This is a genomic window from Roseateles asaccharophilus (genome assembly GCF_031458115.1).
Classification (GTDB): domain Bacteria; phylum Pseudomonadota; class Gammaproteobacteria; order Burkholderiales; family Burkholderiaceae_C; genus Pelomonas; species Pelomonas asaccharophilus_A.
Genome location: NZ_JAVDXV010000001.1, coordinates 294,946 through 320,775, shown reverse-complemented (window position 1 = coordinate 320,775; position 25,830 = coordinate 294,946). Strand labels below are relative to the sequence as shown.

Here is a 25,830-nt window from a genome sequence, read left to right as displayed (position 1 = left end):
AAAACGGGCGGCGAACCGCCCGCTCAGACAAGCGCTTAGGGCTTGTTGCCGGTGGGGAAGGGCCAGGCGGCTTGCGGGCTCAGAGCCGTCTTGGCGGCAGGAGCGGGTGCAGCAGCAGCAGGCTTGGCCGCAGGGGCAGGCTTGGCAGCGGCCTTCTTCGGAGCAGCGGCCTTCTTGGCAGCAGGCTTCGCAGCAGGCTTGGCGGCGGGCTTTGCAGCAGCCTTCTTCGGAGCAGCGGCCTTCTTGGCAGCAGGCTTCGCGGCGGGCTTGGCAGCAGCCTTCTTGGGGGCGGCGGCCTTCTTGGGAGCAGCAGCCTTCTTCGCCGGAGCAGCCTTCTTGGGAGCTGCAGCCTTCTTGGCCGGAGCGGCCTTCTTGGGAGCAGCAGCCTTCTTCGCCGGAGCAGCCTTCTTGGGAGCTGCAGCCTTCTTGGCCGGAGCGGCCTTCTTCGCCGGAGCAGCCTTCTTGGCAGCGGCTTTCTTCACGGGCGTTGCAGCCGCCTTCTTGGCCGGAGCGGCCTTCTTGGCGGGAGCAGCCTTCTTGGCCGGAGCGGCCTTCTTCGCCGGGGCTGCCTTCTTGGCGGCGGCCTTCTTCACCGGGGTTGCAGCGGCCTTCTTGGCCGGAGCTTTCTTCGCAGTTGCCATGGTTTTCTCCTTGATCAAGGGACAGAAACACCGTCCCGCACGGAGTACCCCGCGCAGATACGGCTATTCACCGTCCGAGAGTCGCTCAGGAGGAACGCCTCAGTACGGTGAATGGGATCGCCATGCAGCCCCGCCACCTCAAGGGTGTTGATGCGGGTTTCGCTCGGTGACTGCATTGGCCAGGTCTTGATCTTGTTAAGGCTGGGGAATCAATCCCAGCTCAGGGCCCCGCCCGATTGATACTCGATGACGCGGGTCTCGAAGAAGTTGCGTTCCTTCTTCAAGTCGATCATCTCGCTCATCCACGGGAAGGGATTTTCTTCATTGGGGAACAGCGCTTCGAGGCCGATCTGCACCGCGCGACGGTTCGCGATGAAGCGCAGATAGCCCTTAAACATCGAGGCGTTGAGGCCTAGCACGCCACGCGGCATGGTGTCCTCGGCGTAGCGATACTCCAGCTCGACGGCCTTCAGGAACAGCGCCTTGATCTCGGCCTTGAACTCGGCCGTCCACAGGTGCGGGTTCTCCAACTTGATCTGGTTGATCAGGTCGATGCCGAAGTTGCAGTGCATGGACTCGTCGCGCAGGATGTACTGGTACTGCTCGGCAGCGCCCGTCATCTTGTTCTGGCGGCCCATGGCCAGGATCTGCGTGAAGCCGACGTAGAAGAACATGCCTTCCATCAGGCAGGCGAACACGATCAGGCTCTTCAGCAGCGTCTGGTCGGTCTCGGGCGTGCCGGTGTGGAAGTCCGGCTTCATGATCGCCTCGATGAAGGGGATCAGGAACTCGTCCTTGTCGCGGATCGACTGGACCTCGTTGTAGGCGTTGAAGATCTCGCTCTCGTCGAGACCCAGCGACTCCACGATGTACTGGTAGGCGTGCGTGTGGATGGCTTCTTCAAAAGCCTGGCGCAGCAGGAACTGGCGGGCCTCGGGCGCCGTGATGTGGCGGTAGGTGCCCAGCACGATGTTGTTGGCGGCCAGCGAGTCGGCGGTGACGAAGAAGCCGAGGTTGCGCTTGATGATGCGGCGCTCGTCTTCGGTCAGGCCGTTGGGATCTTTCCAGAGCGCGATGTCGCGGCTCATGTTCACTTCCTGCGGCATCCAGTGATTGGCGCAGGTGGCGAGGTACTTCTCCCAAGCCCACTTGTACTTGAACGGCACCAGCTGGTTGACGTCGGTCTGGCCGTTGATGATGCGCTTGTCGGCGGCCTTCACACGACGTGCGGTCGTGGACTCGCCGGACAGTTGGGGAGCGGGGACGGAGGCGCTGGCGGCTTCGCGCAGAGACGCCGAAGCAGACGTCGCCGAAGGCATGGCCGCGAGCGGCTTCGCGGCAGAGGTGTCAGTGGACTTCAGGTCTTCGTCCCAATCCAGCATGGTGTGCTTCCTATCACTTCGAATTATCGGCAGTGCTTGCGTGATTCAACAAGAACCCGCCACTGCTATTTGCATCAATCACGCGAACTTTGTTGCGCGTGGGCATCGAAAACGATGACCTCGAACTTGTCTATACAAGCTCGAGGTCATGTTCGATTTACTGGCAGGCCTCGCAATCGGGATTGTCGATCGAGCAGAACTTCATGTCCGTCGCCGGCAGTTCGGGCTCGACGGCAGCCACCGGAGCGGCCGGCGCAGCAGCCACCGGCGCCGCGCCGGACGACACCGCGTTGAGCTGGCCCGAGCGCGTGACCGTGCTCTTCTCGGCCTGCGTCGCGCTGATCGTGCGCAGGTAGTAGGTCGTCTTCAGGCCGCGCTGCCACGCGAGCTTGTAGGTTTCGTCCAGCTTCTTGCCCGATGCGCCGGCCATGTAGATGTTCAGGCTCTGCGCCTGGTCGATCCACTTCTGGCGGCGCGCGCCGGCTTCGATCAGCCAGGACGTGTCGACCTCGAAGGCCGTCGCGTACAGCTGCTTGATGTCCTCGGGCACGCGGTCGATGCGGCGCAGCGAACCGTCGAAGTGTTTGAGGTCCATGACCATCACGTCGTCCCACAGGCCCAGCGCCTTCAGGTCACGCACCAGCGATTCGTTGATGACGGTGAACTCGCCGGACAGGTTGGACTTCACCGACAGGTTGCCGAAGCAAGGCTCGATGGACGCGTCCACGCCGATGATGTTGGAGATGGTCGCGGTCGGTGCGATGGCGACGCAGTTGCTGTTGCGCATGCCGAAGTTGGCGATGCGGCCGCGCAGCGCGTCCCAGTCCAGCGTCGTCGAGCGGTCCACGTCGACATAGCCGCCGCGGGCTTCGGCCAGCAGGTCCAGCGAGTCGATCGGCAGGATGCCGCGGTCCCACAGCGAACCCTTGTACGAGGAATAGCGGCCACGCTCTTCGGCCAGTTCGGTCGATGCCCAGTAGGCGTGGTAGCAGACGGCCTCCATCGAACGGTCGGCGAACTCGACAGCGGCCTGCGACGCGTACGGCGTGCGCAGCGCGTACAGCGCGTCCTGGAAGCCCATGATGCCCAGGCCCACCGGACGGTGGCGCAGGTTGGAGTCACGCGCCTTCTTGACGGCGTAGTAGTTGATGTCGATGACGTTGTCGAGCATGCGCATGGCCGTGCGCACCGTCTTCTTCAGCTTGGCCTGGTCGATGGCGCCGTCCTTCAAGTGTTGCGCCAGATTGACGGAGCCGAGGTTGCAGACGGCGATCTCGCTGTCGTTGGTGTTCAGCGTGATCTCGGTGCACAGGTTGGACGAGTGCACAACGCCGACGTGCTGCTGCGGACTGCGCACGTTGCAGGCGTCCTTGAAAGTGATCCAGGGGTGACCCGTCTCGAACAGCATCGACAGCATCTTGCGCCACAGGTCCTTGGCCGGCATGCGCTTGAACAGCTTCAGCTCGCCGCGGTCGACCTTGTTCTCGTAGCCGACGTAGGCTTCCTCGAAGGCCTTGCCGAACAAGTCATGCAGGTCCGGGCAGGTGGAGGGGCTGAACAGCGTCCAGTCACCGCCTTCGATGACGCGCTTCATGAACAGGTCGGGAATCCAGTTCGCCGTGTTCATGTCGTGCGTGCGGCGGCGGTCGTCGCCGGTGTTCTTGCGCAGGTCCAGGAACTCTTCGATGTCCAGGTGCCAGCTTTCCAGGTAGGCGCAGACGGCGCCCTTGCGCTTGCCGCCCTGGTTCACGGCGACGGCCGTGTCGTTGACAACCTTCAGGAACGGCACGACGCCTTGCGACTTGCCGTTGGTGCCCTTGATGTGCGAGCCCAGCGCACGCACCGGGGTCCAGTCATTGCCCAGGCCGCCGGCGAACTTGCTCAGCAGCGCGTTTTCCTTCAGCGCCTCGTAGATGCCGTCCAGGTCATCGGCCACCGTCGTCAGGTAGCAGCTGGACAGCTGCGAGCGGCGCGTGCCGCTGTTGAACAGCGTCGGCGTGCTGGACATGAAGTCGAAGCTGGACAGCACTTCGTAGAACTCGATTGCGCGGGCTTCGCGGTCGATCTCGCCCAGTGCCAGGCCCATGGCCACGCGCATGAAGAAGGCCTGCGGCATCTCGATGCGGGTGTCTTCGATGTGCAGGAAGTAGCGGTCGTACAGCGTCTGCAGGCCCAGATAGTCGAACTGCAGGTCGCGCTCGGCCTTCAGTGCGGCACCCAGCTTGGCCAGGTCGTACTGCGCCAGCTTCTCGTCCAGCAGTTCGGCGGCGACACCCTTCTTGATATAGCCGGGGAAGTAGTCGGCGTAGCGCTGCGGCATCTCGGCCTGCGTGACTTCGCCACCCAGGATCTCGCGGCGGATCGTGTGCAGCAGCAGGCGGGCCGTGGCGCGGCTGTAGCCGGGGTCCTTTTCGATCAGCGTGCGCGCGGCCAGGATGGCGGCCTTGTAGACCTCGTCGATGGCGACGCCGTCGTACAGGTTGCGCTGGGTCTCGGCCAGCACGGGCTCGGGCTTCACGTCGGCGCCCAGGTTGGCGCAGGCCGACACGATCAGCGACTTCAGCGCGCCCAGATCCAGCGGGCGGCGCTCGCCGCCGTCCATCACCATGAACTGCGGCTCGGCGGCGCGGGCAGCCTCGCCCTGGGCGGCACGCTCCTGCGTGCGGCGCTCGCGGTACAGCACGTAGGCGCGGGCGACTTCGTGGTGGCCGCTGCGCATCAGGCCCAGTTCGACCTGGTCCTGCACGTCTTCAATATGGAAGGTGCCGCCGCTCGGGCGCGAACGCAGCAGCGCGCGCACGACGTTCTGGGTCAGCTGCTCCACCGTCTCGCGCACGCTGGCCGACGCCGCGCCGCTGGTGCCGTGCACGGCGAGGAAGGCCTTCATCAGCGCAACGGCGATCTTGCTGGGCTCGAACGAGACCACGGCGCCGTTGCGGCGAATGATCTGGTAGGCCTGGTAGGTCGACAGCGCGGGGGCGCTGGGGGCGGCGGCGTCGGATCCAAACGCGACCGGGGTGACCGAGGCGGGAGTGGCCTGGCCCGTGGCGGCTTCATGCAGCATGAGGGAATCCTTTTAGCGAGAAATGACGGGCAAATGCGCGGCACAGACCCGATGAAGGATCGACGCGTCGCGCGTTGCTGTGGGGGAGATGTTTCGGCCCTGCCGGTCCATTGCCAGGCCGGCGTTCCGGCTGGTTTCTCGGGGGCATTGCTGCCGTGGCCAAGCCACTGCAAACAGCGATTCCGAGAAGATGGTCATGGGGTCGACTGGGTCAGCAGGATATCACGAGAGAACACTATATCTAGTGCTTGACGCCTCGTGTGGCCCACATCCCTAGTGTCAACCCGGGCACTGATTCACCTGGACAAAAGCACCATGCGCGCCTCTACCCGATCAAATCGGGGGTCTTTGCGCCAAGCCCGCATCAGCACTGGGCTGGCGGGCCGAAGCAGGCCGCAAAGCCGCGCCGTTGCTGGGTTCGACGAGATCGCGGCGCACACCGCGCCGGATTCAAGCAGGGCAAATCCGTAGGTGTCACCAAGGGTTTGGAAATCGCGGGCCGAGCGCCGGGCCGCCCCAAGCCGGCCCGTCCGGCGATGTGCGAGCGGGGACCGACCAGGCGCGCTGCGTTCAGCAAGCGCGACTGGGCGAAGGGCTAACTATCCCCGACCGAGATCGCCAGCCGCGCCATGCGGTAGCGGATCTGCCGCAGCGACAGCCCAAGGCTGGCCGCCGCCGCGGTGCGGTTGAAGCGGTGGGCTTCGAGGGCGCGCAGCAGGATGGCGCGCTCCACTTCGTCCAGATAGAGCGCCAGGTCGCTGGGCAGCTCGTCGGGCAGCGACAGCCCTTCGGCCACCGCCACCGCCTCCACCGGCGTCTCCAGCGCGGCGAACTGCGACACGCTGCCGCCGTCGTCCAGCAGCGCGTCCGGCAGGCCCAGGTCCTCGGCATCTATCCACTCGCCGCCGGCCAGTGCCAGCGCGCGGTGCAGCAGGTTCTCCAACTCGCGCACGTTGCCGGGGAAGGCGTAGCGCGACAGCGTCTGCAATGCGCCGCTCGTGAGCCGCGGCGCCGGCGACACGCCCGCGTCCTGCGCGATGCGCGCCAGCACGCGGGTGCTGATCAGGCCCAGGTCCTCCAGCCGCTCGCGCAGCGGCGGCACGCGGATCTGGATGACGTTCAAGCGGTAGAACAAGTCCTGGCGGAAACGGCCGGCGGCCACCTCGGCGGCCAGGTCCTTGTGCGTGGCGCTGAGGATGCGCACGTTGACCGGGCTCTCGGCCGTCGCGCCGACCGGGCGCACCGAGCGCTCCTGGATGACGCGCAGCAGCTTGCTCTGCATGGCCAGCGGCAGGTCGCCGATCTCGTCGAGGAACAGCGTACCGCCGTCGGCCGCCTGGAAGAAGCCCTCGCGGTCCTCGTTGGCGCCCGTGAATGCGCCCTTGCGGTAGCCGAAGAACTCGGCCTCCAGCAGGTTCTCGGGGATGGCGCCGCAGTTCACCGCGACGAAGCGCTGGCCCGCGCGCGTGCCGTGGTCGTGGATGGCGCGCGCCACCAGCTCCTTGCCAGTGCCCGACTCGCCGTTCACCAGCACCGGCGCCATGCTGCGCGCCACCTTGTCGATCAAGGCCCGCACCGCGCGGATGGCGGGCGACTCGCCCACCAGCCGCAGCGCTGTCGCCGCAGCGACACCGGCCTCGGCGGACTGCTGCGGCTCGGGCGCCTTCGCGGCCACCGGCTGCCGGCCTAGCGCCGAGCCCACCACCTGGCGGAACTGGCGCAGGTCCACGGGCTTGGTCAGGTAGTCGAACGCGCCGGCCTTCAGCGCCTCCACGGCGTTCTCCGCCGAGCCGAAAGCCGTGATGACGATAGCCTTTTCCGGCCTCCCTGCCTGCTCCAGCCAGCGCAGCACACCCAGGCCGGAACCGTCGGGCAGCTTCATGTCGGTGATGACGGCGGCGTACTGCATGGCCTGCAGCTGCTGCAAGGCCTCGGTCACCGAGCCCGCGCTGTCGACCTCGTAGCCCTCGCGCATCAGCGTCAGCTCGTAGAGCGTGCGCAGGTCGGGCTCATCGTCGATGACCAGCAGGCGCTCGGTGTTGGTAGTGCTCATGGCATCGGGCCCGATCAGGCGCTGGGCGTGCGCAGGCGCACGCAGAACTCGTTGGCGGCCGCGTCGCTGGCGCGGCGGAAGTCGATGCGGGCGCCGTGCCGCTCGCACAGCTCTCTACAAATATAGAGGCCCAGACCCGTGCCGCGGCTGCGCGTCGAGAAGAAGGGCTCGAACAGATGGCGTTCGATCTCCGGCGGCACCGGCGGGCCTGCGCTGCGCACCACCAGCTCCAGCCCGTCGCCGCTGCGCGCCAGGCGCACGCCTATCGTGTCGGCGCCCTCTTCCGCGTGGCGCAACGCGTTGTCCAGCAGGTTGACGAGGATGCGGCGCAGGTGCTCGGCGTCGAACAGCGCCGCCAGCTCGGGCTCGGCCACCTGCAGCCGGAAGCGGCTCTGCGGCCCGGCCTCCAGGCCGTTGACCAGCACCCAGTCCACGCAGGTCTCGTGCACCAGCTCGCTCGCGTCCAGCGCCAGCGTCTCGGGCTGCACGCCGGGCGCCACCTCGGTCACGTCATCCACCAGCCGCTTCAGGCGCTGCACGTTGGAGGCCACCATCTGCGTCAACTGCTCGGCGCGCATGCCGGCCACGTCTTCCGCGATCAGCGCGTTGGCCTGCGCAATGGCCGCCAGCGGGTTGCGGATCTCGTGTGCGATGCCGGCCGACACGCGGCCCATCGCCGCCAGCTTCTCCTGGCGTGAGCGGGCCAGCAACTCGCGGTTGTCTTCCAGGAACAGCACGCACAGTTCCTCGCTGCCCTCGCGCTGGCGCGTGAAGCGCAGCCGCAGGCGCAGGCTGCGGCTGACACCGCCCTGTTGCGGCAAGGTCACGTCCTGCTCGGCGCTGCGCCCGCTCACATAGGCCTCCTCCAGCGCAAGCGCCAGCGGCTGCCAGTCGGCGCGGCCGCGCAGCTGCCAGCTCAGCTCGCCCTCGGTCACGCCCAGCAGTGATCGCGCGGCGGGGTTGCTGGCCCGCGCGCGGCCGCGCCGGTCCACCACCAGCACGCCCTCATGCATCTCGTCGATGACCAGCCGGTTCAGCTGCTCCTGCTGCCGCGCCAGCGCCAGGCTGCCGCGCGCCGCCTTCTCCTCGCGCGCCAGCCGCGCGCTCAGCTCGGCGGCCAACAGGCTGACCGCAAACAGGCCCGCACCCACCAGGCCGGCCTGCGAGGTCTTCACGCTCATGTCCGCGCCCAGCAGCAGCAGCGACCAGGCCGCCGCGGCCAGCAGCGCCAGCGTCGCGATGGCCGCGGTTGCCAGCGCCAGCATGCGCGGGCTCAGCACGGCCGCCATCAGCACCGGCATGACGAACAAGGCGCCGTAGTTCACGCCGCTGGTGTCCAGCGCATGCAGCGCGCCGAACAGCACCAGGTCCACGCCGATCGCGGCCCACCACTGCGGGCTGCTGATGCGTGCGAGGCTGCGCGCCGTCACGCCGCGACGCAACTGCGGCAGCATCCACAGCGAGATGGCCACCAGCGCATACGACGCACTCAGCGCCAGCGTGGACGGCGCCGGCGGCGTGGCCAGCACAACCGCCAGCAACTGCGCCGCGATCAGCGCCAGCCCCAGCGCCGCGCGCGCGGCCAGGAAGGCGCGGTACAGCCGGTCGAACGCGGCGCTGCCCTCCGCCGGCTCGGCGGGTGGCGCCTCGACGAACCAGCTGCCACGCACGGACACCGGATCGAGGCCGGACGGCAACGTCGAATCCGCGCTCAAGCAGGCCCCTGCCGCGCCTCGAATCTGGTCCGGTGCGCCGCGCTGCAGAACACGCCCCCCTTGCCCGGCAGCGCCTCGTCGGCCGGCAGGTGCATGCCGCACTCGGCACAGCTCAGCATGGCCTGGGTCCGCGCGGGCTCGGCGGCTGGCTTGCGCGCCTCGGGCGGCCGGGGCCGCGAGCGCTTGACGCCCAGCACGAAGAACAAGAGGGCCAGCAGGCCCAAAAGCAGCAGGTACTTCATGCGCCCGTGCCCCGTTGCAGCACGACCTCCAGCACGAAGCGCGAGCCCGCGTACGACAGCAGCAGCAGCGCGGCGCCGGCATACAACCAGCGCGTCGCGCGCCGGCCGCGCCAGCCGTAGATACGCCGCCCCACCAGCAGCCCGGTCAGCACCAGCCAGCCCAGCACGGCCAGCAGGTTCTTGTGGTCCCACTTCCATTGCGGCGTGAACCACCAACCCAGCAGGATGGCCAGCGACAGCACGCCCACACCGGCGGCGATGAAGTTGAAGGTCAGCCGCTCCAGCTGCAGCAGCGGCATATGCCCCGACATCGCGCCCGGCGTGGCCTGCTTGTGCCGCAATCGCGACTCGGCGCGGTTCATCAGCGCCGCATGCAGCACCGCGACGCCGAACAGGCCGTAGGACGCCAGCCCCAGCACCCAGTGCAGCGGCGCCCACGGCGACGCCGCCGTCGGCCGGCTCTCGCCGGGGAAGCCCCAGGCCAGCAGCACGGCGGCCGCGGCCAGCCAGGCCAGCACGCGGCGCACGCTGTGCAGCGGCAGGAAACGGCTCTCGATCAGATAGACCGTCAGCACCAGCCAGGCCGTCATCGACAGCGCCGGCGCGAAGCCGAAGCGCGCGCCCGGCGTGGCCAGCCCGTAGCCGCTGATGTCGATGAACAGCGCGGCGAACTGCGCCGTCCAGGCCAACGCCATCGGCGGCACGGAGCGCAGCGGGCGACGCACGACGACATCGCCCTCTGGAGCCCGCGCGCGCAGCAGGCCCACCCACACATAGCCCAGCAGCGCCAGCACGCTGGCCACCGCGAGCGCCACGCTCGGCCCAGGGCCGCCAGCAGCGGCAACGGCGTCTCCGAGGGGGGCGGGCGATAAACTCATGGCACGCAGTGTACTTTTGGGCTCCGCGCGTTCTGCCGGTCCGCCCTCCCAATTCAATGGCATCCAACCTCACCGACCGCCTGAGTCGCCTCGTCAAGACGATGCGCGGCCAGGCCCGCATCACCGAGAGCAACGTCCAGGACATGCTGCGCGAAGTGCGCATGGCGCTGCTGGAGGCCGACGTGGCCTTGCCGGTGGTGCGCGACTTCATCGCCCGCGTGAAGGAAAAGGCGCTGGGCCAGGAGGTCGTCGGCTCGCTGAACCCGGGTCAGGTGCTGGTCTCGGTGGTGCACAAGGAACTCGCCGCGACCATGGGCGAGGGCGTGGCCGACATCAACCTCGCCGCGCAGCCGCCCGCCGTCATCCTGATGGCCGGCCTGCAGGGCGCCGGCAAGACGACCACGACCGCCAAGCTCACCAAGCACCTGATCGACAAGCGCAAGAAGAAGGTGTTGACGGTCTCCGCCGACGTCTACCGCCCGGCCGCCATCGAGCAGCTGAAGACGGTAACCAAGCAGGCCGGCGGCGAGTGGTTCCCGTCCGAGCCCAATCAGAAGCCGCGCGACATCGCGCTGGCGGCGCTGGACCACGCCAAGCGCCACTACTTCGATGTGCTGCTGGTGGACACGGCCGGCCGCCTGGCCATCGACGAAGCGCTGATGGCCGAGATCAAGGAGCTGCACGCGGCCATCAACCCGGTCGAGACGCTGTTCGTCGTCGACGCGATGCAGGGCCAGGACGCGGTGAACACCGCCAAGGCCTTCAAGGAAGCGCTGCCGCTGACCGGCGTCATCCTGACCAAGCTGGACGGCGACTCGCGAGGCGGCGCGGCGCTGTCGGTGCGGCAGATCACCGGCGCGCCGATCAAGTTCGCCGGCGTGTCCGAGAAGATCGACGGCCTGGAGGTGTTCGACGCCGACCGCCACGCCGGCCGCGTGCTGGGCATGGGCGACATCGTCGCGCTGGTGGAGCAGGTCACGCAGGCCGTGGACCTGGCCGACGCGCAGGCCATGGCCGAGAAGCTGAAGACCGGCGGCTTCGACCTGAACGACTTCCTGCAGCAGATCGCGCAGATGAAGAAGATGGGCGGCCTGGGCGGCCTGATGGACAAGCTGCCGCAAAACATGATGGGCAACAAGCAGCCCGGCCAAGCCGACATGGACCGTGCCGAGCGCGACATGAAGCGCATGGAAGGCATCTTGCGCGCGATGACCGCCAAGGAGCGCGCCAAGCCCGCGCTGCTGATGGACGGCAAGACCAAGGCCAGCCGCAAGAAGCGCATCGCCGCCGGTGCGGGCGTGCAGATCCAGGACGTCAACCGCCTGCTGAACCAGTACGACCAGATGCAGGGGATGATGAAGAAGATGAAGGGTGGCGGCCTGATGAAGATGATGAAGAAGCTGGGCGGCATGAAGGGCGGCCTGCCCGGGATGTAGGCCCACCCCCGAGGCGCTGACGCGCCTCCCCCTCAAGGGGGCGCAGCCAGTGGCCCGGCAAAGCCGGTTCCACGGCTGCTGCTGGATGAGTCGGCCTTGCGGCCTCTGTCATCCGGTTAGATGCCTACTTCTTCTCGGCCGCGGCCTTCAGGCCGGGCAGGAAGTCGGCGCCATGCGCTACCTGCGCAGTGGACGCGCGCACCGTCTCGCCCAGCGGCTCCACGCGGCCACCCAGGCAGTTGCCCAGGAAGGTCTCGGCGATCGCATTGAAGCCGATGCGGTTGTTGGGCTTCGCGAAGCCGTGGCCTTCGTCCGGGTACAGCACATAGGTGACCGGGATGTTCTTGGCCTGCATGGCGGTGACGATCTGGTCGCTCTCAGCCTGCTTCACGCGCGGGTCGTTGGCCCCCTGCCCGATCAGCAGCGGCCGCACGATCTGGTCGGCCTTGTACAGCGGCGACGCGGCGCGCAGCACGGCCTTGCCCTCGTCGGTCGTCGGGTCGCCCATGCGGCTGTACATCTGCTTCTTGCCGGCTTCCCAGTACGGCGGGATGGTGCCCAGCAGCGTCTCCAGGTTGGAGGGCCCCACGATGTCCACCGCGCAGGCGAAGGTGGTGGGCGTGAAGGTCAGGCCGGCCAACGCCGCATAGCCGCCATAGCTGCCGCCCATGATGGCGACCTTGTCGCTGCTGGTGACGCCCTGCTTGACGGCCCAGTTCACGGCGTCGATCAGGTCGTCGTGCATCGCCAGGCCCCACTGCTTGTTGCCGGCGTTCAGGAACTTCTTGCCGAAGCCGGTGGAGGCGCGGAAGTTCACCGACAGCACTGCGTAGCCGCGGTTGGCCAGCCACTGGTGCGTGCCGTTGTAGCCGTAGCCGTCGCGCGCCCAGGGGCCGCCGTGCACCAGCAGCACCATGGGCACGGCCTGTTCGGGCTTGCCGTCGCCGTTCTTGTCGGCGCCCTGCGGCAGCGTCAGGTAGCTGGGCAGCGTCAGGCCGTCACGCGACTTGATCTCGACCGCATGCATGGGCACCAGCGGCGCGTTCTGCAGCTCGGGCCGCGCGACATACAACGCGGTCAGCTTCTTGGCCTTGCGGTCGTACAGATAGGTGGCCGACACCTTGGAGACCGGGTCGATGCCGACGATCCACTTGTCGTCGGCGCGCGTGCGGCTGGCCACAAAAACTTCGCCCTTGCCGAGCTGCTGCTGCAGCCAGTCGAAGTCGGCCTTCAGGCCCTTGTCGACGAAATGCCATTCGGTGGTCAGGTAGTCCACCGCATAGGCCTGCACCTCGCCGGTGACGGTGTTGCGCAGCGTCTGCCCGAGGTCGGCGCGGGCGTCCTGCGCGATCAGCTTGCGTGCACCGGTGGCGGTGTCCTCGGCGAACACGGCGGTGGTGTCGCGGTCGCGCGAGTCCATCCAGTACAGCGTCTTGCCGTCGGTGGTGTAGCCGATGGGGGCGGTCGCGTTGTCTTCCAGGTTGGTGCTCAGGAAGGGCTTGTCGGCCACCGCGCCGTCCTTGACCTGGTAGTAGTCGACACCGCCGGCCGCGTTCGGGCGGCCGCCCATGCGCACCTGCAGGTCGTCGTCGGTCTGGAAGCCGGCGAAGCCGTCGCCCTTCATGACCAGCTTCAGCTCGCCAGTCTTCAGGTTCAGCAGGTGCACGTCGTGCCAGCGCGGGTCGCGGTTGTTGATGCCCACCAGCACCTCGTCCAGGCGCTTCTTCGAGCCGCCCATCATGCGCACGCGCACCTTGTCGAATGGCGTGTAGTCGCGCTGCGCGCCGGTCTTCACGTCCACGCCGTAGAGGCGGAAGTTCTCGTCGCCGGCGTTGTCCTTGACGAACAGCAGCTGCTCGCTGTTGCCCGACCAGAAGTGGCCGGGGATGGGGCGGTCCTTGGAGTCGGTGACGGCCTTGGCGGCGTCCGGCTTGTCCGCGGGCGCGACCCACACGTTCATGACGCCGTTCACGGGCGCCATCCACGACAGCCATTTGCCGTCGGGGCTCAGCTGCGCGCCCGCCTTCACCGGGTTGCCGAACAGCGCGGCGCGCGGGATCAGCGGCGTGTCGGCCACGGTGATGGCGGCCTTGCGGGCATCGGCGGCATGCGCGACGGCCGGCAGCGCGGTGGCGAGCGCCAGGGTCAGCGGAAGCAGGAACGGGGAACGGGACATGAGAGCCTCGGTCGAATGGAGAAGAACCGCAGCATAGGCAGTCCGGCGACCCATGCCATCGGTCAGGGTCTGGCTACACCCTTAAGGGTTGCTGCGGAGGGCGACACATGCGCACACATTTGCCCCCAAATTCAGGGGACAGGCGAGCATGGTCAAGACCTGACGCCACCGCTAGCGTGCGGCACATGCTGAACCTCCACCTCCCCCGCGCCATGGGCGCCTGGCTGAACCGGCTGACCGGACAGGAAAGCGGCCCCGTCGCGGAACAGTCGGACACCGTGATGCACTGGCCGCCCACGCCCACGCGGGTGCTGGCGAGCGCGGAGCGGCATGCCCACAAGGCCATCGCGCAGGCGCTGCTGCTGGAGCACCCAAAAGGTTTCCTGCTGGCGCATGTGCCGCTGCACAAGCTCGTGCGCGTGCCGCGCCAGCACTCCTACCGCGAATGGTTGTCGCGCACGGGCCTGCTGACGGTGGACTTCGCGCTGTGCGACGAGCACGGCTATGTGCGATCGGTCGTGCTGATGCCCCTGCCGGACGAGCAGCCGCGCCTGGCGCACCGGCGCGATCGGCTGCTGCGCGTGCTGGAGGCCAGCGGGTTGCCGATGGCGCTGTGGGAGCGGGACCGGCAGGGCGACGACGTCAGCGCGCTGCGTGCTGCGCTGTTCCCCAAGCCGCGTGGCGCCGGCTACTTCGCCGACCCTCCTCAAGCCCACTGAAGCAGCATCACTCCAGCAGCGCCCGCGCGAACTCGCGCGCGTTGAAGGTTTCCAGGTCTTCCAGCTTCTCGCCGACGCCGATGAAGTAGACCGGCACGGCCCGCTCGCGTGCGATGGCCGCCAGCACGCCGCCCTTGGCGGTGCCGTCCAGCTTGGTGACGATGAGGCCGGTCAGGCCCAACGCCTCATCAAACGCCTTGACCTGGTTCAGCGCGTTCTGGCCGGTGTTGCCGTCCACCACCAGCAGCACCTCGTGCGGCGCGCCCTCCTGGGCCTTGGTGATGACGCGCTTGATCTTCTTCAGCTCCTCCATCAGGTGCAGCTGCGTGGGCAGGCGGCCGGCCGTGTCGGCGATGACCACGTCGGCTCCACGCGCGCGGCCGGCGCTTACGGCGTCGAAGGACACGGCGGCCGGGTCGCCGCCCTCCTGGCTGATGATCTCCACCTGCGTGCGGTCGGCCCACACCCCCAGCTGCTCGCGGGCGGCGGCACGGAAGGTGTCGGCCGCGGCCAGCAGCACCTTTTGGTCGGACTCGGCCAGATGCCGGGTCAGCTTGCCGATGCTGGTCGTCTTGCCGGCGCCGTTGACGCCCACCACCATCATCACCGTGGGCGTGAAACGCCCCACTTCCAGGCCCTTCTCCAGCGGCTTCAACAGCTCGGCCAGCGCGTCGACGAGCAGCGCGCGCACGGCCTGCGGGTCGGTGGCCTTGCTGTCCTTCACGCGGCGCTTCAGGTCGTCCAGCAGGAACTGCGTGGCCTTCACGCCGGCATCGGCCATCAGCAGCGCCTCTTCCAGCTCCTCGTAGAGCTGGTCATCGATCCTGGTGCCGGTGAAGACGCCGGCAATGCTGCCGCCGGTCTTGCGCAGGCCCGCGCGCAGGCGGTCCATCCAGCTCTGGCGCGGGGCCGGCGCAGGCTCCGGCGCCGCAACAGCGGGCGCCACGGCAGGCGGCGGCACGGGGACCGGTACTGGCACGACCACGGCGGGCGCCGCGACCGGCGCGGCCGGCGCGACCACCACGGCGGGCGCAGGCGCTGGCACGGGCGGGGTGGCAAGTGCCTGAGGCGTCGGCGCCGGTGTGCTCGCCGGCTTGACGGTCCACCCCTCCGGCAGCAGCGTGGGCCCTTCGGCGGGCGCGGGGGCCGGAGCCGACTTCTTGAAGAAACTGAACATAGGCGGCATTTTCGCCTGTCCCCGCAGCGACCCCTTTCTCGCAAGCGCATGATCGTTTGCCGTCCATAAACAAGGGGACACTGACCGCGGAACCACGCACTCCCGGTCTGCCCATGCCTGCTGTCCTGCCGCCCGCCCTGACGAACCGCACCGCTGTCTGGTTCGCCGCGCTGTTGATGTGTGCCGCCGCCGGCGCGCAGGATCTTCCAGGCCAGGCACCGCCCACCGCGGTCAGCACGCCGTCGCTGCCGGTCAAGCCCATCGTCAAGGGCGAGAAGACCTTCCTGATGTCGGCCTTCATGGCCACGTCGCAGAACAAGCTGAGCCTGTTCTCGTCGGCTGACGGCGTCACCTTCACGTCGCTGGGCTCCGAGGTCTACCAGCCGCCCAAGGATCTGCTGCGCGACCCGTCCATCATCCGAGCGGCCGATGGCCTCTACTACATCGCCTACACGACGAACTGGGACGGCTCGACCTTCGGCATCGCGAAGTCGGCCGACCTGAAGAGCTGGTCCCACGTGGGCGACGTGAGCGTGAAGCTGCCGGGCGTGACCAACGTGTGGGCGCCCGAGTGGTTCCGCGATGCCGACGGCAGCCTGAAGCTGGTGATGAGCCTCTCGAAGGGAGGCACCAAGGGCCCGTTCGCCGCGTACCACGTCAAGGCGCTGGACGCCGGCTTCACGAAGTTCTCCGCCCCCCAGCCGATGAAGGGGCTGGAGAACAACTACATCGACACCTTCGTCGTGCTGGAGGGCGGCCGCTACACCGCGTTCATCAAGAACGAGACCACCAAGCACATCGAACTGGCCACGGCGCCGTCGCTGGACGGCCCGTGGACGCTGCAGAAGACCGGTGACTGGGCCGGCTGGGGCAACTGGGCGGAAGGCCAGGCCGTGGTGCCCATCAAGGGCGCGGACGGCAAGCCGGGTTGGCGCCTCTACTTCGACGACTACACGACCAAGCGCTACTGGTTCTCCGACAGCTTCGACGGCTTCCAGACCTGGACGCCCAGGAAGGAACTGGGCGGCGTGTCGGGCACGGTGCGCCACTTCACCGTCATCTCGGAAGACACCGCGCAACTGGAGCGCGCGACCGCGCCGAAAGCCAAGCCCAAGAAGATCGCCTGGGACCGCCACTCGCTGATCATCGACGGCAGGCGCGAGATGATCTTCGGCGGCGAGTTCCATCCGTTCCGCCTGCCCTCGCCTGCGCTGTGGCGCGACGTGATCCAGAAGATGAAGGCGTCCGGCCTGAACACCGTGGCCTTCTACTTCGCCTGGGGCTACCACTCGGCCAAGCCGGGCCACTACGACTTCACCGGCATCCGCAACATCGAACGCGCGCTGGAGATCGCCAAGGAAGAAGGCATGTACGTCATCGCCCGGATGGGCCCGTACGTGAATGCCGAGCTGAGCGCCGGCGGCTTCCCCGGCTGGCTGCTGCGCCAGCGCGCCGAGGCGCGCACCGACGCCGCTGAATACCAGGCCGCCACCGACGAGTGGATGACGCAGATCAACGCCATCCTGGCCCGCCACCAGCTCACCAACGGCGGCGGCAACGTCATCGCCTACCAGCTGGAGAACGAGCTGTTCGCGGTGAACCCCAAGAACATCCGCCACATGCAGCACCTGGCGGACAAGGCGCGCGCCGACGGCATCACCGTGCCGCTGTTCCACAACGCCGCGTCGCGCCTGCCGGACTGGACGCCCAAGACCTCCACCGCGCCCTTCGCCAACCCCGGCCCGACCGACATCTACGCATTCGACGGCTACCCCGGCGGCGTGTGCGACGTGCATGCCGTGCCCGGCACGCCCGCACCGGCGCCGGACTGGGGCATCTACGGCAAGAATTTCCCCAAGGTCGGCTCGCTGGCCTCGCCCAACACGCCGGGCTTCGTCGCCGAGATCGGCGCGGGCTGGTTCGACTACTGGGGTTCCAACGGCACCTATGAGTGCACCGCCAAGCGACAGGGCCCGGGCTACCAGCGCGTGTTCTACGGCTCCAGCCTCATCAACTCGCTGACCATCCACTCCATCTACATGGCGTTTGGCGGCACCAGCTGGGGCTGGCTGGCGGGGCCGGTGGTCTACACCAGCTACGACTACGGCTCGCCCATCAACGAGAGCCGTGCGCTGCGCGACAAGGCCTATGTGCTGAAGCAGATGGGCGGCTTCGTGCAGTCCGCCAACGCGGTGCTCGCGGCGCAGGACAAGGGCGAGCCCATCGATCCGGGCAATGCCAAGGTCAAGCTCTATCACAACGTCAACAAGGCGCTGGGCAGCCATGTGCTGCTGGCCCAGCACAACCACCTGTCGGGCACGGCCGAGTTCGGCTTCAAGCTGACGACCAAGGACGGCAGCTATTCGATTCCGCAGGCCGGCAAGCTGACGCTGACCAACCAGGACGCCAAGATGCTGCTGGCCAGCTATGCGCTGGAGCGCCAGCACCTGGTCTACAGCACCAGCGAGCTGCAGTCGCAGCTGCAGCAGGGCCTGCGCGACGTGGCGCTGCTGTACGGCCGCGATGGCGACGACGGCGAGACGGTGCTGCGCTACGCCGCCAAGCCGACGGTGAAGTTCCTGCGCGGCAACGCCACCGTGAACTGGGACGCCAAGACCGGCGACCTGCGCCTGAACTACGCCCACAAGGGCCTGATCGAAGTGCTGGTCAGCGGCGGTGGCCGCGCGCCGCTGTTGCTGCTGCTGGCCGACGAGAAGACCGGCTGGGAGTTCTGGCGCCTGCAGGCCGGCGACCAGACGGTGCTGGTGCGCAGCGCGGCGCTGGTCCGCACGGCGGCCCTCAACGGCAAGACGCTGGCGCTGACCGGCGACACCACCGCGCCCAGCACGCTGCGCGCCTGGGTGCCCGAAGGCATCACGGCCCTGAGCTTCAACGGTCAGGCCGTGGCGGCCGGCACGCAGGACGCGAGCCTCGTGGGCAAGGCCACGCTGGCCGGGCCCGACGCCGTCAAGCTGCCTGACCTGATGCAGGCCACGTGGACCCGCCGCTTCGACTCGCTGGAAGCCGACCCGAAGTTCGACGACAGCGCCTGGCGCAAGACCGACGCGCCGGTGTCTGCCGCCAACGTCTACACCGCCACCGACAAGGGCCAGCCCGTGCTCGCGATGAGCGACTACGGCTTCCACCACGGCGACGTCTGGTACCGCGGCCGCTTCAACACCGCTGACGCCAAGCCGCTGAACCTGGAGCTGTTCTTTGGTGGCGGCGGCGCGGGCGTCATCCAGGTGTGGGTGGACGGCAAGTTCATCGGCCAGCAGGACCTGGACACCGGCCGGCCCTTCCCGGAAACGACCGACACCTTCCACCGCACGCTGAAAGACCTGGCGCCCGGCGAGCACGTCATCGCCGTCGTCGTGCGCAACAACTCGCACAACTGGGACCTGTTCGCCGACGACGTCCACAAGGAAGCGCGCGGCCTGATCTCGGCGTCCATCACGCCCAAGGGCGGCCAGCGCTTCGGCACACCCATCGCGTGGAAGATCCAGGGCAACAAGGGTGGCGAGGACATCGCCGACCTCGTGCGCGGCCCGATGAACAACGGCGGCCTGCATGGCGAGCGCATGGGCTGGCACCTGCCCGTCGACCCGACCAAACCCCAGCAAGGCTGGGACGCCACGCAACCCGGCGCCGCCCCGCCCGCCCCCGGCACCTACTGGCTGCGCACCAGCTTCAAGCTCGACATGCCGCAAGGCCATGACGTGCAGTTGGGCCTGGCCTTCGGCGACACGAGCAAGCCGCGCTCCGAGCGCGACAACCGCGCGCTGATCTTCGTGAACGGCTGGAACCTGGGCCAGTTCATCGCCCACATCGGCCCGCAGCGCGTGTTCGTGCTGCCGCCGGGCATCCTCAACTCCAATGGCGACAACACGCTGACACTGGCGGTCACGACCGATGGCGACGCGGCCAACGCGCTGGAAGCCGTCAAGCTGGTGCCGCTGGCCGTGGCCCGCGGCGGCGTGCCGCTGGAAGCCGTGCCCCAGCCGCGCAACTTGCAGCGCTGATCCGAATCACTCAAGCAGTACCGAGAGAGAGACAAACCATGTCCAACCAGATCCTCAAGCCCGTCGATTCCTCCAAGATCCACCCGCTGCTGGCCCACCACACGGCCCACCTGGGTGCCGACCGCGACGACATCCGCGGCGCCATCGACCGCCTGATCCACAACCTGATCAACATCGAGGACAAGGACGGCAAGTTCCTGCTGCGCCTGGACGACGGCCGCGTGCTGGACACCAAGGGCTGGCACGGCTTCGAGTGGACGCACGGCGTGGGCCTGTACGGCGTCTACAAGGTCTGGGAGCTGACGGGCGACCCCAAGGCCTGGGACATCATGACCAGCTGGTTCGAGGCGCGCTTCAAGGAAGGCATGCCCTCGCGCAACATCAATACGGTTGCGCCCTTCCTCACGCTGGCCTATCTGTTCGACCGCACCGGCGACCGCCGTTACCTGCCCTACATCGACCGCTGGGCCGAGTGGGTCTACAACGAGATGCCGCGCACCGAGGAAGGCGGCTTCCAGCACATCGTCTACAACAGCGTGAACAACCAGCAGCTGTGGGACGACACGCTGATGATGTCGGTGCTGCCGCTGGCCAAGTTCGGCCTGCTGCTGAACCGCCCGCACTACGTCGAGGAAGCCAAGCGCCAGTTCCTCGTCCACATCAAGTACCTTGCGGACCGCAAGACGGGGCTGTGGTTCCACGGCTGGACGTTTGATGGCCGGCACAACTTTGCAAATGCGCTGTGGGCGCGCGGCAACTCGTGGGTCACCATCGTCATCCCCGAGTTCATCGAGCTGCTGAACCTGCCGGAGGGCGATGCCTTCCGCCAGCACCTGGTCTCCACGCTGGAGGCGCAGGTCAAGGCCCTCGCGCAGTTCCAGTCGCCGTCGGGCCTGTGGCCCACGCTGCTGGACGATCCGACCTCGTACGACGAAGCCGCCGCCTCCGCGGGCTTCGCCTACGGCATCCTGAAGGCCGTCCGCAAGGGCTACATCTCCAAGGACTACGAAGCCTTGGGCGTGAAAGCCGCGCTGGCCGTGCGCAAGCACATCAACGACGCCGGCGAGCTGACGCAGGTGAGCTTCGGCACGCCGGTGTTCAACACGCTGCAGGAATACAAGGACATCCCGCTGACGTCGATGCCATTTGGGCAGGCCATGGCGCTGCTGACAATGGGCGAGCTGCTGGTTCGCTTCATCTGAGATCGGTTGGCTGTGCGGTGCTTTGGGTTGCGGGCCAGTGCCGTGCCGGGAGTTCGCCTCGGCGGGCGACCTACTTTCTTGTACGGACAAGAAAGTAGGCAAAGTTCTCGAAGAGCGGCGAAGCCAAACCGCCCCGACAAAACCGGCCCTTCGGGCTGCCTTGCGATGCTCGAAACCCAGGGCCGCGCCGAACTCGCGCCGCTACGCTCTGCTCGAACAGTCGTCGCGAGTCAGTTCTTGAAGTGCGCTGCGCGCACGCCCTGGGTTCCTGCGCTTCTCAGCGGTTTTGAAGGGGAGTCCCTGCAAAGCCCAACGGCTCGGCTTCGCCGTAGCCTGGGTCGCGCCGCCCGAGCGGCGCTGCATTCAACGGATGAGCCCGGCGTGCACCCGGCGTTAAGCGGCTTGAAGGTTCTATCTGCGCGGCTCGTCATAGGGACAGCCGCGAGAGCGCAGCGGGTCGCGTCTGCCCGCAGTGCAGCTGATCGTTTTCGCGCGCCGCTGACGGCGGCGTCGCGATGGCTTGCGGTTCAGCGCCTCTTCTTTGGTGACTTTCTTCTGGCGCCGCAGAAGAAAGTTACCGCGCTGCCGGGCGCGCATCCCGGCATGGGCCTAACCAGCAAACAACAGTAGCCGAGACACGCTCACAAAGCGCTAACGCAATGATCACCAAGAACCTCCACCCCGCCGCAAGACAACCCACCTGGATCAACTACTGGGGCTGGGGCTCGGGCGACATGCTGGGTGCCGGCGCCCAGGCCGTCATCACCGGCTGGCTGTTCTATTTCTTCACGACCTTCTGCGGCCTCAGTGCCGCCGAAGCCGGCCTGGTGCTGGGCCTGCCTCGGCTGATCGAGGCCATCACCTGCCCGCTGATCGGCTATGTGTCCGACAACCTGCGCCACACCTGGGTGGGCCGCAAGATCGGTCGGCGCAAGCTGTTCCTGCTGATCACCATCCCGCTGCTGCCCAGCTTCGCGCTGATCTTCCGCACCGGCCACACCTTCTACTACTACCTGCTCGTCTTCATCTTCTTCGAGCTGCTGTACACGATGTTTCTCATCCCCTGGGAGACGCTGGCGGCCGAGATGACCAAGGACTACAAGGAGAAGGCCAAGTTCGCCGGCGCGCGCATGATCGTCGCGCAGAGCTCGGCCATCCTGGCCTCCTACCTGCCCACGCTGCTGATCAACCAGTTCGGCGGCAAGGACTCGCCCGACACCTTCTTCTGGATGGCGGCCATCTTCGGCGTCATCTTCTCGGTGGTCGTCACCATCGTCGTGCTGACCAGTTGGGAGCGGCCCTATGGCCCGCGCGAGCAGGCCGTGCTGTCGCAGACCTATGGCGGCGTGAAGTGGTCGGTGGTCGTGAACATCCCCGTCAAGATGTTCCGTGACCTGTTCTCCACGCTGAAGATCCGCGCCTTCCGCCAGCACCTGTCCATCTACCTGGGCGGCTATCTGTCGCAGGACATCTTCAACAGCGCGTTCGCCTTCTTCGTGGCCACAGTGCTGATGGGCGCCACGCTCGTCATCTCGCAGCTGATGACGGTCATGTACGTGGCCCAGCTGATCTCGGTGATGGTGGCCATCCAGATCGTCATCAAGACCGGCCCTGTACTGGCCTACCGGCTGGCCGGCTCGCTGTTCGGCGCCGCGCTGCTGCTGTACCTGGGCTTCTACCTGGCGCGGCCCGAAGGCTTTGCCGAGAGCTTCCAGGCGCTGGGCACCAACCTGTTCGGCGCGCTGAACCCGGCGGGCGACAGCTTCTCGATCAGCCTGGTGTTCTGGCTGTTCGTGCCCATCGTGCTCGCAGGCCTGGGCCGCGGCACGCTGAACTTCGTGCCCTGGTCGGTCTACAACTACCTGCCCGACGTCGACGAAGCCGTCACCGGCCAGCGCCGCGAAGGCATCTTCGCCGGCGTGATGACGCTGGTGCGCAAGCTCGCGCAGAGCGCCGCCATCATGGCCAGCGGCTGGATCATCGACTGGGGCGGCTACATCAAGACCAAGCCAGGCGAGGTCGTCGTGCAGACACCCGAGGCCATCCAGACCGTCACGCTGCTGATGGTGGGCGGCCCGCTGCTGATGCTGGTGCTGGGCGCACTGGCCTCGTGGAAGTTCCGCCTCAACGCCAGCACGCATGCGGTGCTGGTGCACGAGGTCGAGCGCCTGCGCAACGGCGCGACCGAAGCCGAGAGCGACGAGAACCGCAAGATCGTCGAAGACCTGACCGGCTGGTCCTACGACCAGCTGTGGGGCCGCGGCAGCGGCCATGCGGCCGACTCCACGCTGCATGCTCCCAACAACCCTGCACGCCCATGACTGACTTCAGCCGCCGCCGCTTCTTCAAAACCGCTTCCCTGCCGGTCGCCGGAATCGGCGGACTGGCTGGCATCACGGCCGGGGCTGCGGCCACCACGACCGCCGCGCCGGCGCTGAGCGCCGACACCGAAGCCCTGCGCTGGCTGGACGGCGCCGCCCCTGCCCTGCCGCTGGGCGCCACGCTGGGCCTGCCCTGGCCGCGCGGCCAGCACAAGAAGGGCACGGAGTTCAACGCCGCAGACGCGCAGGGCAAGCCGCTGCCGCTGCAGACCTGGCCACTCGCCTTCTGGCCCGACGGCTCGCTGAAGTGGACAGCGCACGCCTTCCCCGCCGGCGTGGACACCGGCGCCGCACCGCGCATCCGCGCCGGCAAGGGCACGGCCGTGGTTGCCGCCAAGGTCAGCGTGAAGGAGACCGCGGACGTCATCGAGGTGGACACCGGCGTCATCCGCGCCACGCTGCCGCGCAGCGGCGTCCAGCTCATCCGCAGCATCACCCGCGACGGCCGCGACATCCTGCGCGCCGCCACGCTGATCGCGCAGACCGACGACAAGCCCGACGCGCTGCAGGGCGCCGTCACGCAGACGGCGTTCGAGAGCCGGATCGCCAAGCTCAGCGTCGAGCAGACCGGCCCCGTGCGCGCCGTCGTCAAGGTGGATGGCCAGCACCGCAGTGCCGCTGGCCGCGAGTGGCTGCCGTTCTCGGTGCGCTTCTACTTTCACGCCGGCGCCGAGCATGTGCGCGTGATGCACACCTTCGTCTTCGACGGTGACGACCAGAAGGACTTCCTGCGCGGCATCGGCCTGCGCTTCGACGTGCCCATGCGCGACGAACCCTACGACCGCCACGTGCGCTTCGCCGGGCAGGATGGAGGCCTGTGGGCCGAGGGCGTGCGCAACCTCACCGGCCTGCGCCGCGACGCCGGCGCCGCCGTTCGCGAGGCCCAGCTCGCCGGCCGCGCCACGCCGCCGCTGGAGCAGTGGGGCCCGCAGGTGCGCAAGCTGCACCACCGCATCCCGTCCTGGGGTGACTACACGTTGAGCCAGCTCAGCGCCGACAGCTTCCAGATCAGGAAGCGCACCAAGCCCGGCCACGGCTGGATTCCCGCCGCCTTCGGCCAGCGTGCACCGGGCAGCGGCTACATCGGCGGCGCGACCGGCGGCGTGGCCTTCGGCCTGCGCGACTTCTGGCAGCGCCACCCCACGCAGCTGGACATCCGCAACGCCATCACCGAGACCGCGCAGGTCACCGTCTGGATGCACTCGCCAGAGGCGCCGGCCATGGACTTGCGCTTCTATCACGATGGCCTGGGCATGGAGACGCACGAGCAGGAGCTCGAAGGCCTGGAGATCACCTACGAGGACTACGAGAAGGGCTTCGGCACGCCGGTGGGCATTGCGCGCAGCAGCGAGATCACGCTGTGGGCACTGGCCGCCACGCCGACGCGCGAGCGCCTCGTGCAGATGGCCGCCGCCGTGCAGACGCCGCCGCAGCTCGCCGCGCATCCGTCGCGCTACCTGCAGGCCGGCGTGTTCGGCAAGCTGTGGAGCCTGCCCGACCGTAGCACGCCGGCGCGCGTGAAGATCGAGGACAAGCTCGACTTCCTGTTCGACTACTACAAGAAGCAGATCGAGCAGCGCCACTGGTACGGCTTCTGGGACTACGGCGACTTCCGCCACACCTACGACAACGACCGCCACGAATGGCGCTACGACGTGGGTGGCTACGCCTGGGACAACTCGGAGCTGTCGCCCGACATCTGGCTCTGGTACGCCTTCCTGCGCTCGGGCCGCGCCGACATCTTCCGCGTCGCCGAGGCCATGGTGCATCACACGGCCGACGTCGACATCTACCACGCCGGCCGTTTCAAGGGCCTGGGCACGCGCCACAACGTGCAGCACTGGGGCTGCAGCGCCAAGCAGGCACGTATCTCCACGTCGGCCAACCGGCGCTTCTACTACTACCTCACCGGCGACGAACGCATCGGCGACGTGATGCGCGAGGTGCTGGACGTCGACCAGAAGCTCGACGAGGTGGACCCGGTGCGCAAGATCGCCGGCCGCGTGGACAAGGGCCCGTGGCCCGCGCGCATCGGCTTCGGCACGGACTGGGGTTCGCTGGTCGCCAACTTCATGACCGAATGGGAGCGCACCGGCGACGCTCGCTGGCGCAACAAGCTGCTGCGCGGCATGAAGGGCATCGCGGGCATGCCCAACGGCTTCTTCACCGGCAGCGGCGGCTACGAGCCGACGGGCCCCAACGAAGGCGCGCTGCACAACGTCAGCGGCAACAAGCTGTCGGCCAGCCACCTGAGCGCCGTGTTCGGCGGCATGGAGATGATGGCCGAGCTGGTGGACCTGATCGACGAACCCGCCTTCCGCGCCGCCTGGCTGCAGTACTGCACGCTGTACAACGCGCCGCGCGACGAACAGGTCAAGGCGCTGGGCGCACCGCACGGTGGCGGCAATGCGCTGCTGGTGGGCCACTCGCGGCTGACGGCCTATGCGGCCGCGCAGAAGAACGATGCGGCGCTGGCGCAGCGCGCGTGGAAGGAGTTCTGGATGGACGATCCGCGTGGCGTGAAGACGTTGAAGACGGTCCGGGTGTCTGGGCCGCTGGCGTTGAACCCGGTGGACGAAGTGCCCTGGGTCAGCACCAACGACACCGCGCAATGGGGCCTCGCGGCGATTCAGAACCTCGCCCTCGTTGGCGAGCATCTGAAGGACTGACTGTTGCCTCGGGCTGCTTTGCACGCCGCCCGAGCGGCGTTGCATTCAACGGATGAGCTCGGCGTGCAGCCGG

At 67.9% G+C, this 25,830-nt stretch carries 16 protein-coding genes; 7 read left to right on the top strand and 9 right to left on the bottom strand.

The features are described 5' to 3' along the window. Positions 1–35: 35 nt before the first annotated feature. The 7 genes from J2X21_RS01415 to J2X21_RS01385 all read right to left on the bottom strand — a co-directional run bounded on the left by J2X21_RS01415 (position 36) and on the right by J2X21_RS01385 (position 9,975). The gene (locus tag J2X21_RS01415) at positions 36–641 is read right to left on the bottom strand and encodes a histone (protein ID WP_310323944.1); all 606 of its coding nucleotides are present in this window, start codon (positions 639–641) and stop codon (positions 36–38) included. A gap of 209 nt (positions 642–850) precedes the next feature. Continuing rightward, the gene (locus J2X21_RS01410; RefSeq protein WP_310323942.1) at positions 851–2,023 is read right to left on the bottom strand and encodes a ribonucleotide-diphosphate reductase subunit beta; all 1,173 of its coding nucleotides are present in this window, start codon (positions 2,021–2,023) and stop codon (positions 851–853) included. A gap of 157 nt (positions 2,024–2,180) precedes the next feature. Continuing rightward, a complete protein-coding gene (locus tag J2X21_RS01405; protein ID WP_310323940.1) occupies positions 2,181–5,087 on the bottom strand; it encodes a ribonucleoside-diphosphate reductase subunit alpha in 2,907 nt (968 codons plus the stop codon). A gap of 595 nt (positions 5,088–5,682) precedes the next feature. Then, the gene (locus J2X21_RS01400) at positions 5,683–7,140 is read right to left on the bottom strand and encodes a sigma-54-dependent transcriptional regulator (RefSeq protein WP_310323938.1); all 1,458 of its coding nucleotides are present in this window, start codon (positions 7,138–7,140) and stop codon (positions 5,683–5,685) included. 14 nt (positions 7,141–7,154) lie between these two features. Then, positions 7,155–8,837 carry a sensor histidine kinase gene (locus J2X21_RS01395; protein WP_310323937.1) on the bottom strand — a complete coding sequence of 561 codons (1,683 nt, stop codon included), beginning with the start codon at positions 8,835–8,837 and terminating at the stop codon, positions 7,155–7,157. Positions 8,838–8,851: 14 nt separating this feature from the next. Continuing rightward, entirely contained in the window at positions 8,852–9,097 is a 246-nt protein-coding gene (locus J2X21_RS01390; RefSeq protein WP_310323934.1) for a PP0621 family protein, read from the bottom strand. Beyond that, positions 9,094–9,975, bottom strand: a complete 882-nt coding sequence (locus J2X21_RS01385) for a cytochrome C assembly family protein (protein ID WP_310323932.1) — start codon at positions 9,973–9,975, stop codon at positions 9,094–9,096. Before J2X21_RS01385 ends, J2X21_RS01390 begins: the two co-directional genes overlap by 4 nt. A gap of 56 nt (positions 9,976–10,031) precedes the next feature. Between J2X21_RS01385 and ffh the strand changes: the two genes are divergently transcribed. Then, entirely contained in the window at positions 10,032–11,411 is a 1,380-nt protein-coding gene (gene ffh / locus J2X21_RS01380) for a signal recognition particle protein (protein ID WP_310323929.1), read from the top strand. A gap of 124 nt (positions 11,412–11,535) precedes the next feature. On the opposite strand, the gene J2X21_RS01375 is transcribed toward ffh, so the two are convergent. Beyond that, positions 11,536–13,587 (bottom strand): S9 family peptidase, encoded by a 2,052-nt coding sequence (locus tag J2X21_RS01375; RefSeq protein ID WP_310323927.1) that lies wholly within the window; start codon positions 13,585–13,587, stop codon positions 11,536–11,538. A gap of 185 nt (positions 13,588–13,772) precedes the next feature. Here J2X21_RS01375 and J2X21_RS01370 point away from each other — a divergent pair, with 185 nt between their 5' ends. After that, the gene (locus tag J2X21_RS01370) at positions 13,773–14,306 is read left to right on the top strand and encodes a DUF2726 domain-containing protein (protein WP_310323925.1); all 534 of its coding nucleotides are present in this window, start codon (positions 13,773–13,775) and stop codon (positions 14,304–14,306) included. 7 nt (positions 14,307–14,313) lie between these two features. On the opposite strand, the gene ftsY is transcribed toward J2X21_RS01370, so the two are convergent. Continuing rightward, on the bottom strand, positions 14,314–15,483 hold the full coding sequence (gene ftsY, locus J2X21_RS01365; RefSeq protein WP_310323923.1) for a signal recognition particle-docking protein FtsY: 1,170 nt from the start codon (positions 15,481–15,483) through the stop codon (positions 14,314–14,316). 113 nt (positions 15,484–15,596) lie between these two features. On the opposite strand from ftsY, the gene J2X21_RS01360 reads away from it, so the two are divergent. The 5 genes from J2X21_RS01360 to J2X21_RS01340 all read left to right on the top strand — a co-directional run bounded on the left by J2X21_RS01360 (position 15,597) and on the right by J2X21_RS01340 (position 25,757). After that, positions 15,597–19,505, top strand: a complete 3,909-nt coding sequence (locus tag J2X21_RS01360) for a beta-galactosidase (protein WP_310323920.1) — start codon at positions 15,597–15,599, stop codon at positions 19,503–19,505. Between the two features lie 38 nt (positions 19,506–19,543). After that, entirely contained in the window at positions 19,544–20,707 is a 1,164-nt protein-coding gene (gene bglB, locus J2X21_RS01355) for a beta-galactosidase BglB (RefSeq protein ID WP_310323917.1), read from the top strand. A 165-nt stretch (positions 20,708–20,872) separates the two neighbouring features. Further along, on the top strand, positions 20,873–21,337 hold the full coding sequence (locus J2X21_RS01350; protein ID WP_310323914.1) for a hypothetical protein: 465 nt from the start codon (positions 20,873–20,875) through the stop codon (positions 21,335–21,337). A gap of 29 nt (positions 21,338–21,366) precedes the next feature. After that, entirely contained in the window at positions 21,367–23,028 is a 1,662-nt protein-coding gene (locus J2X21_RS01345) for an MFS transporter (RefSeq protein WP_310323911.1), read from the top strand. Beyond that, a complete protein-coding gene (locus J2X21_RS01340) occupies positions 23,025–25,757 on the top strand; it encodes an exo-rhamnogalacturonan lyase family protein (protein ID WP_310323908.1) in 2,733 nt (910 codons plus the stop codon). Before J2X21_RS01345 ends, J2X21_RS01340 begins: the two co-directional genes overlap by 4 nt. Positions 25,758–25,830: the final 73 nt, after the last annotated feature.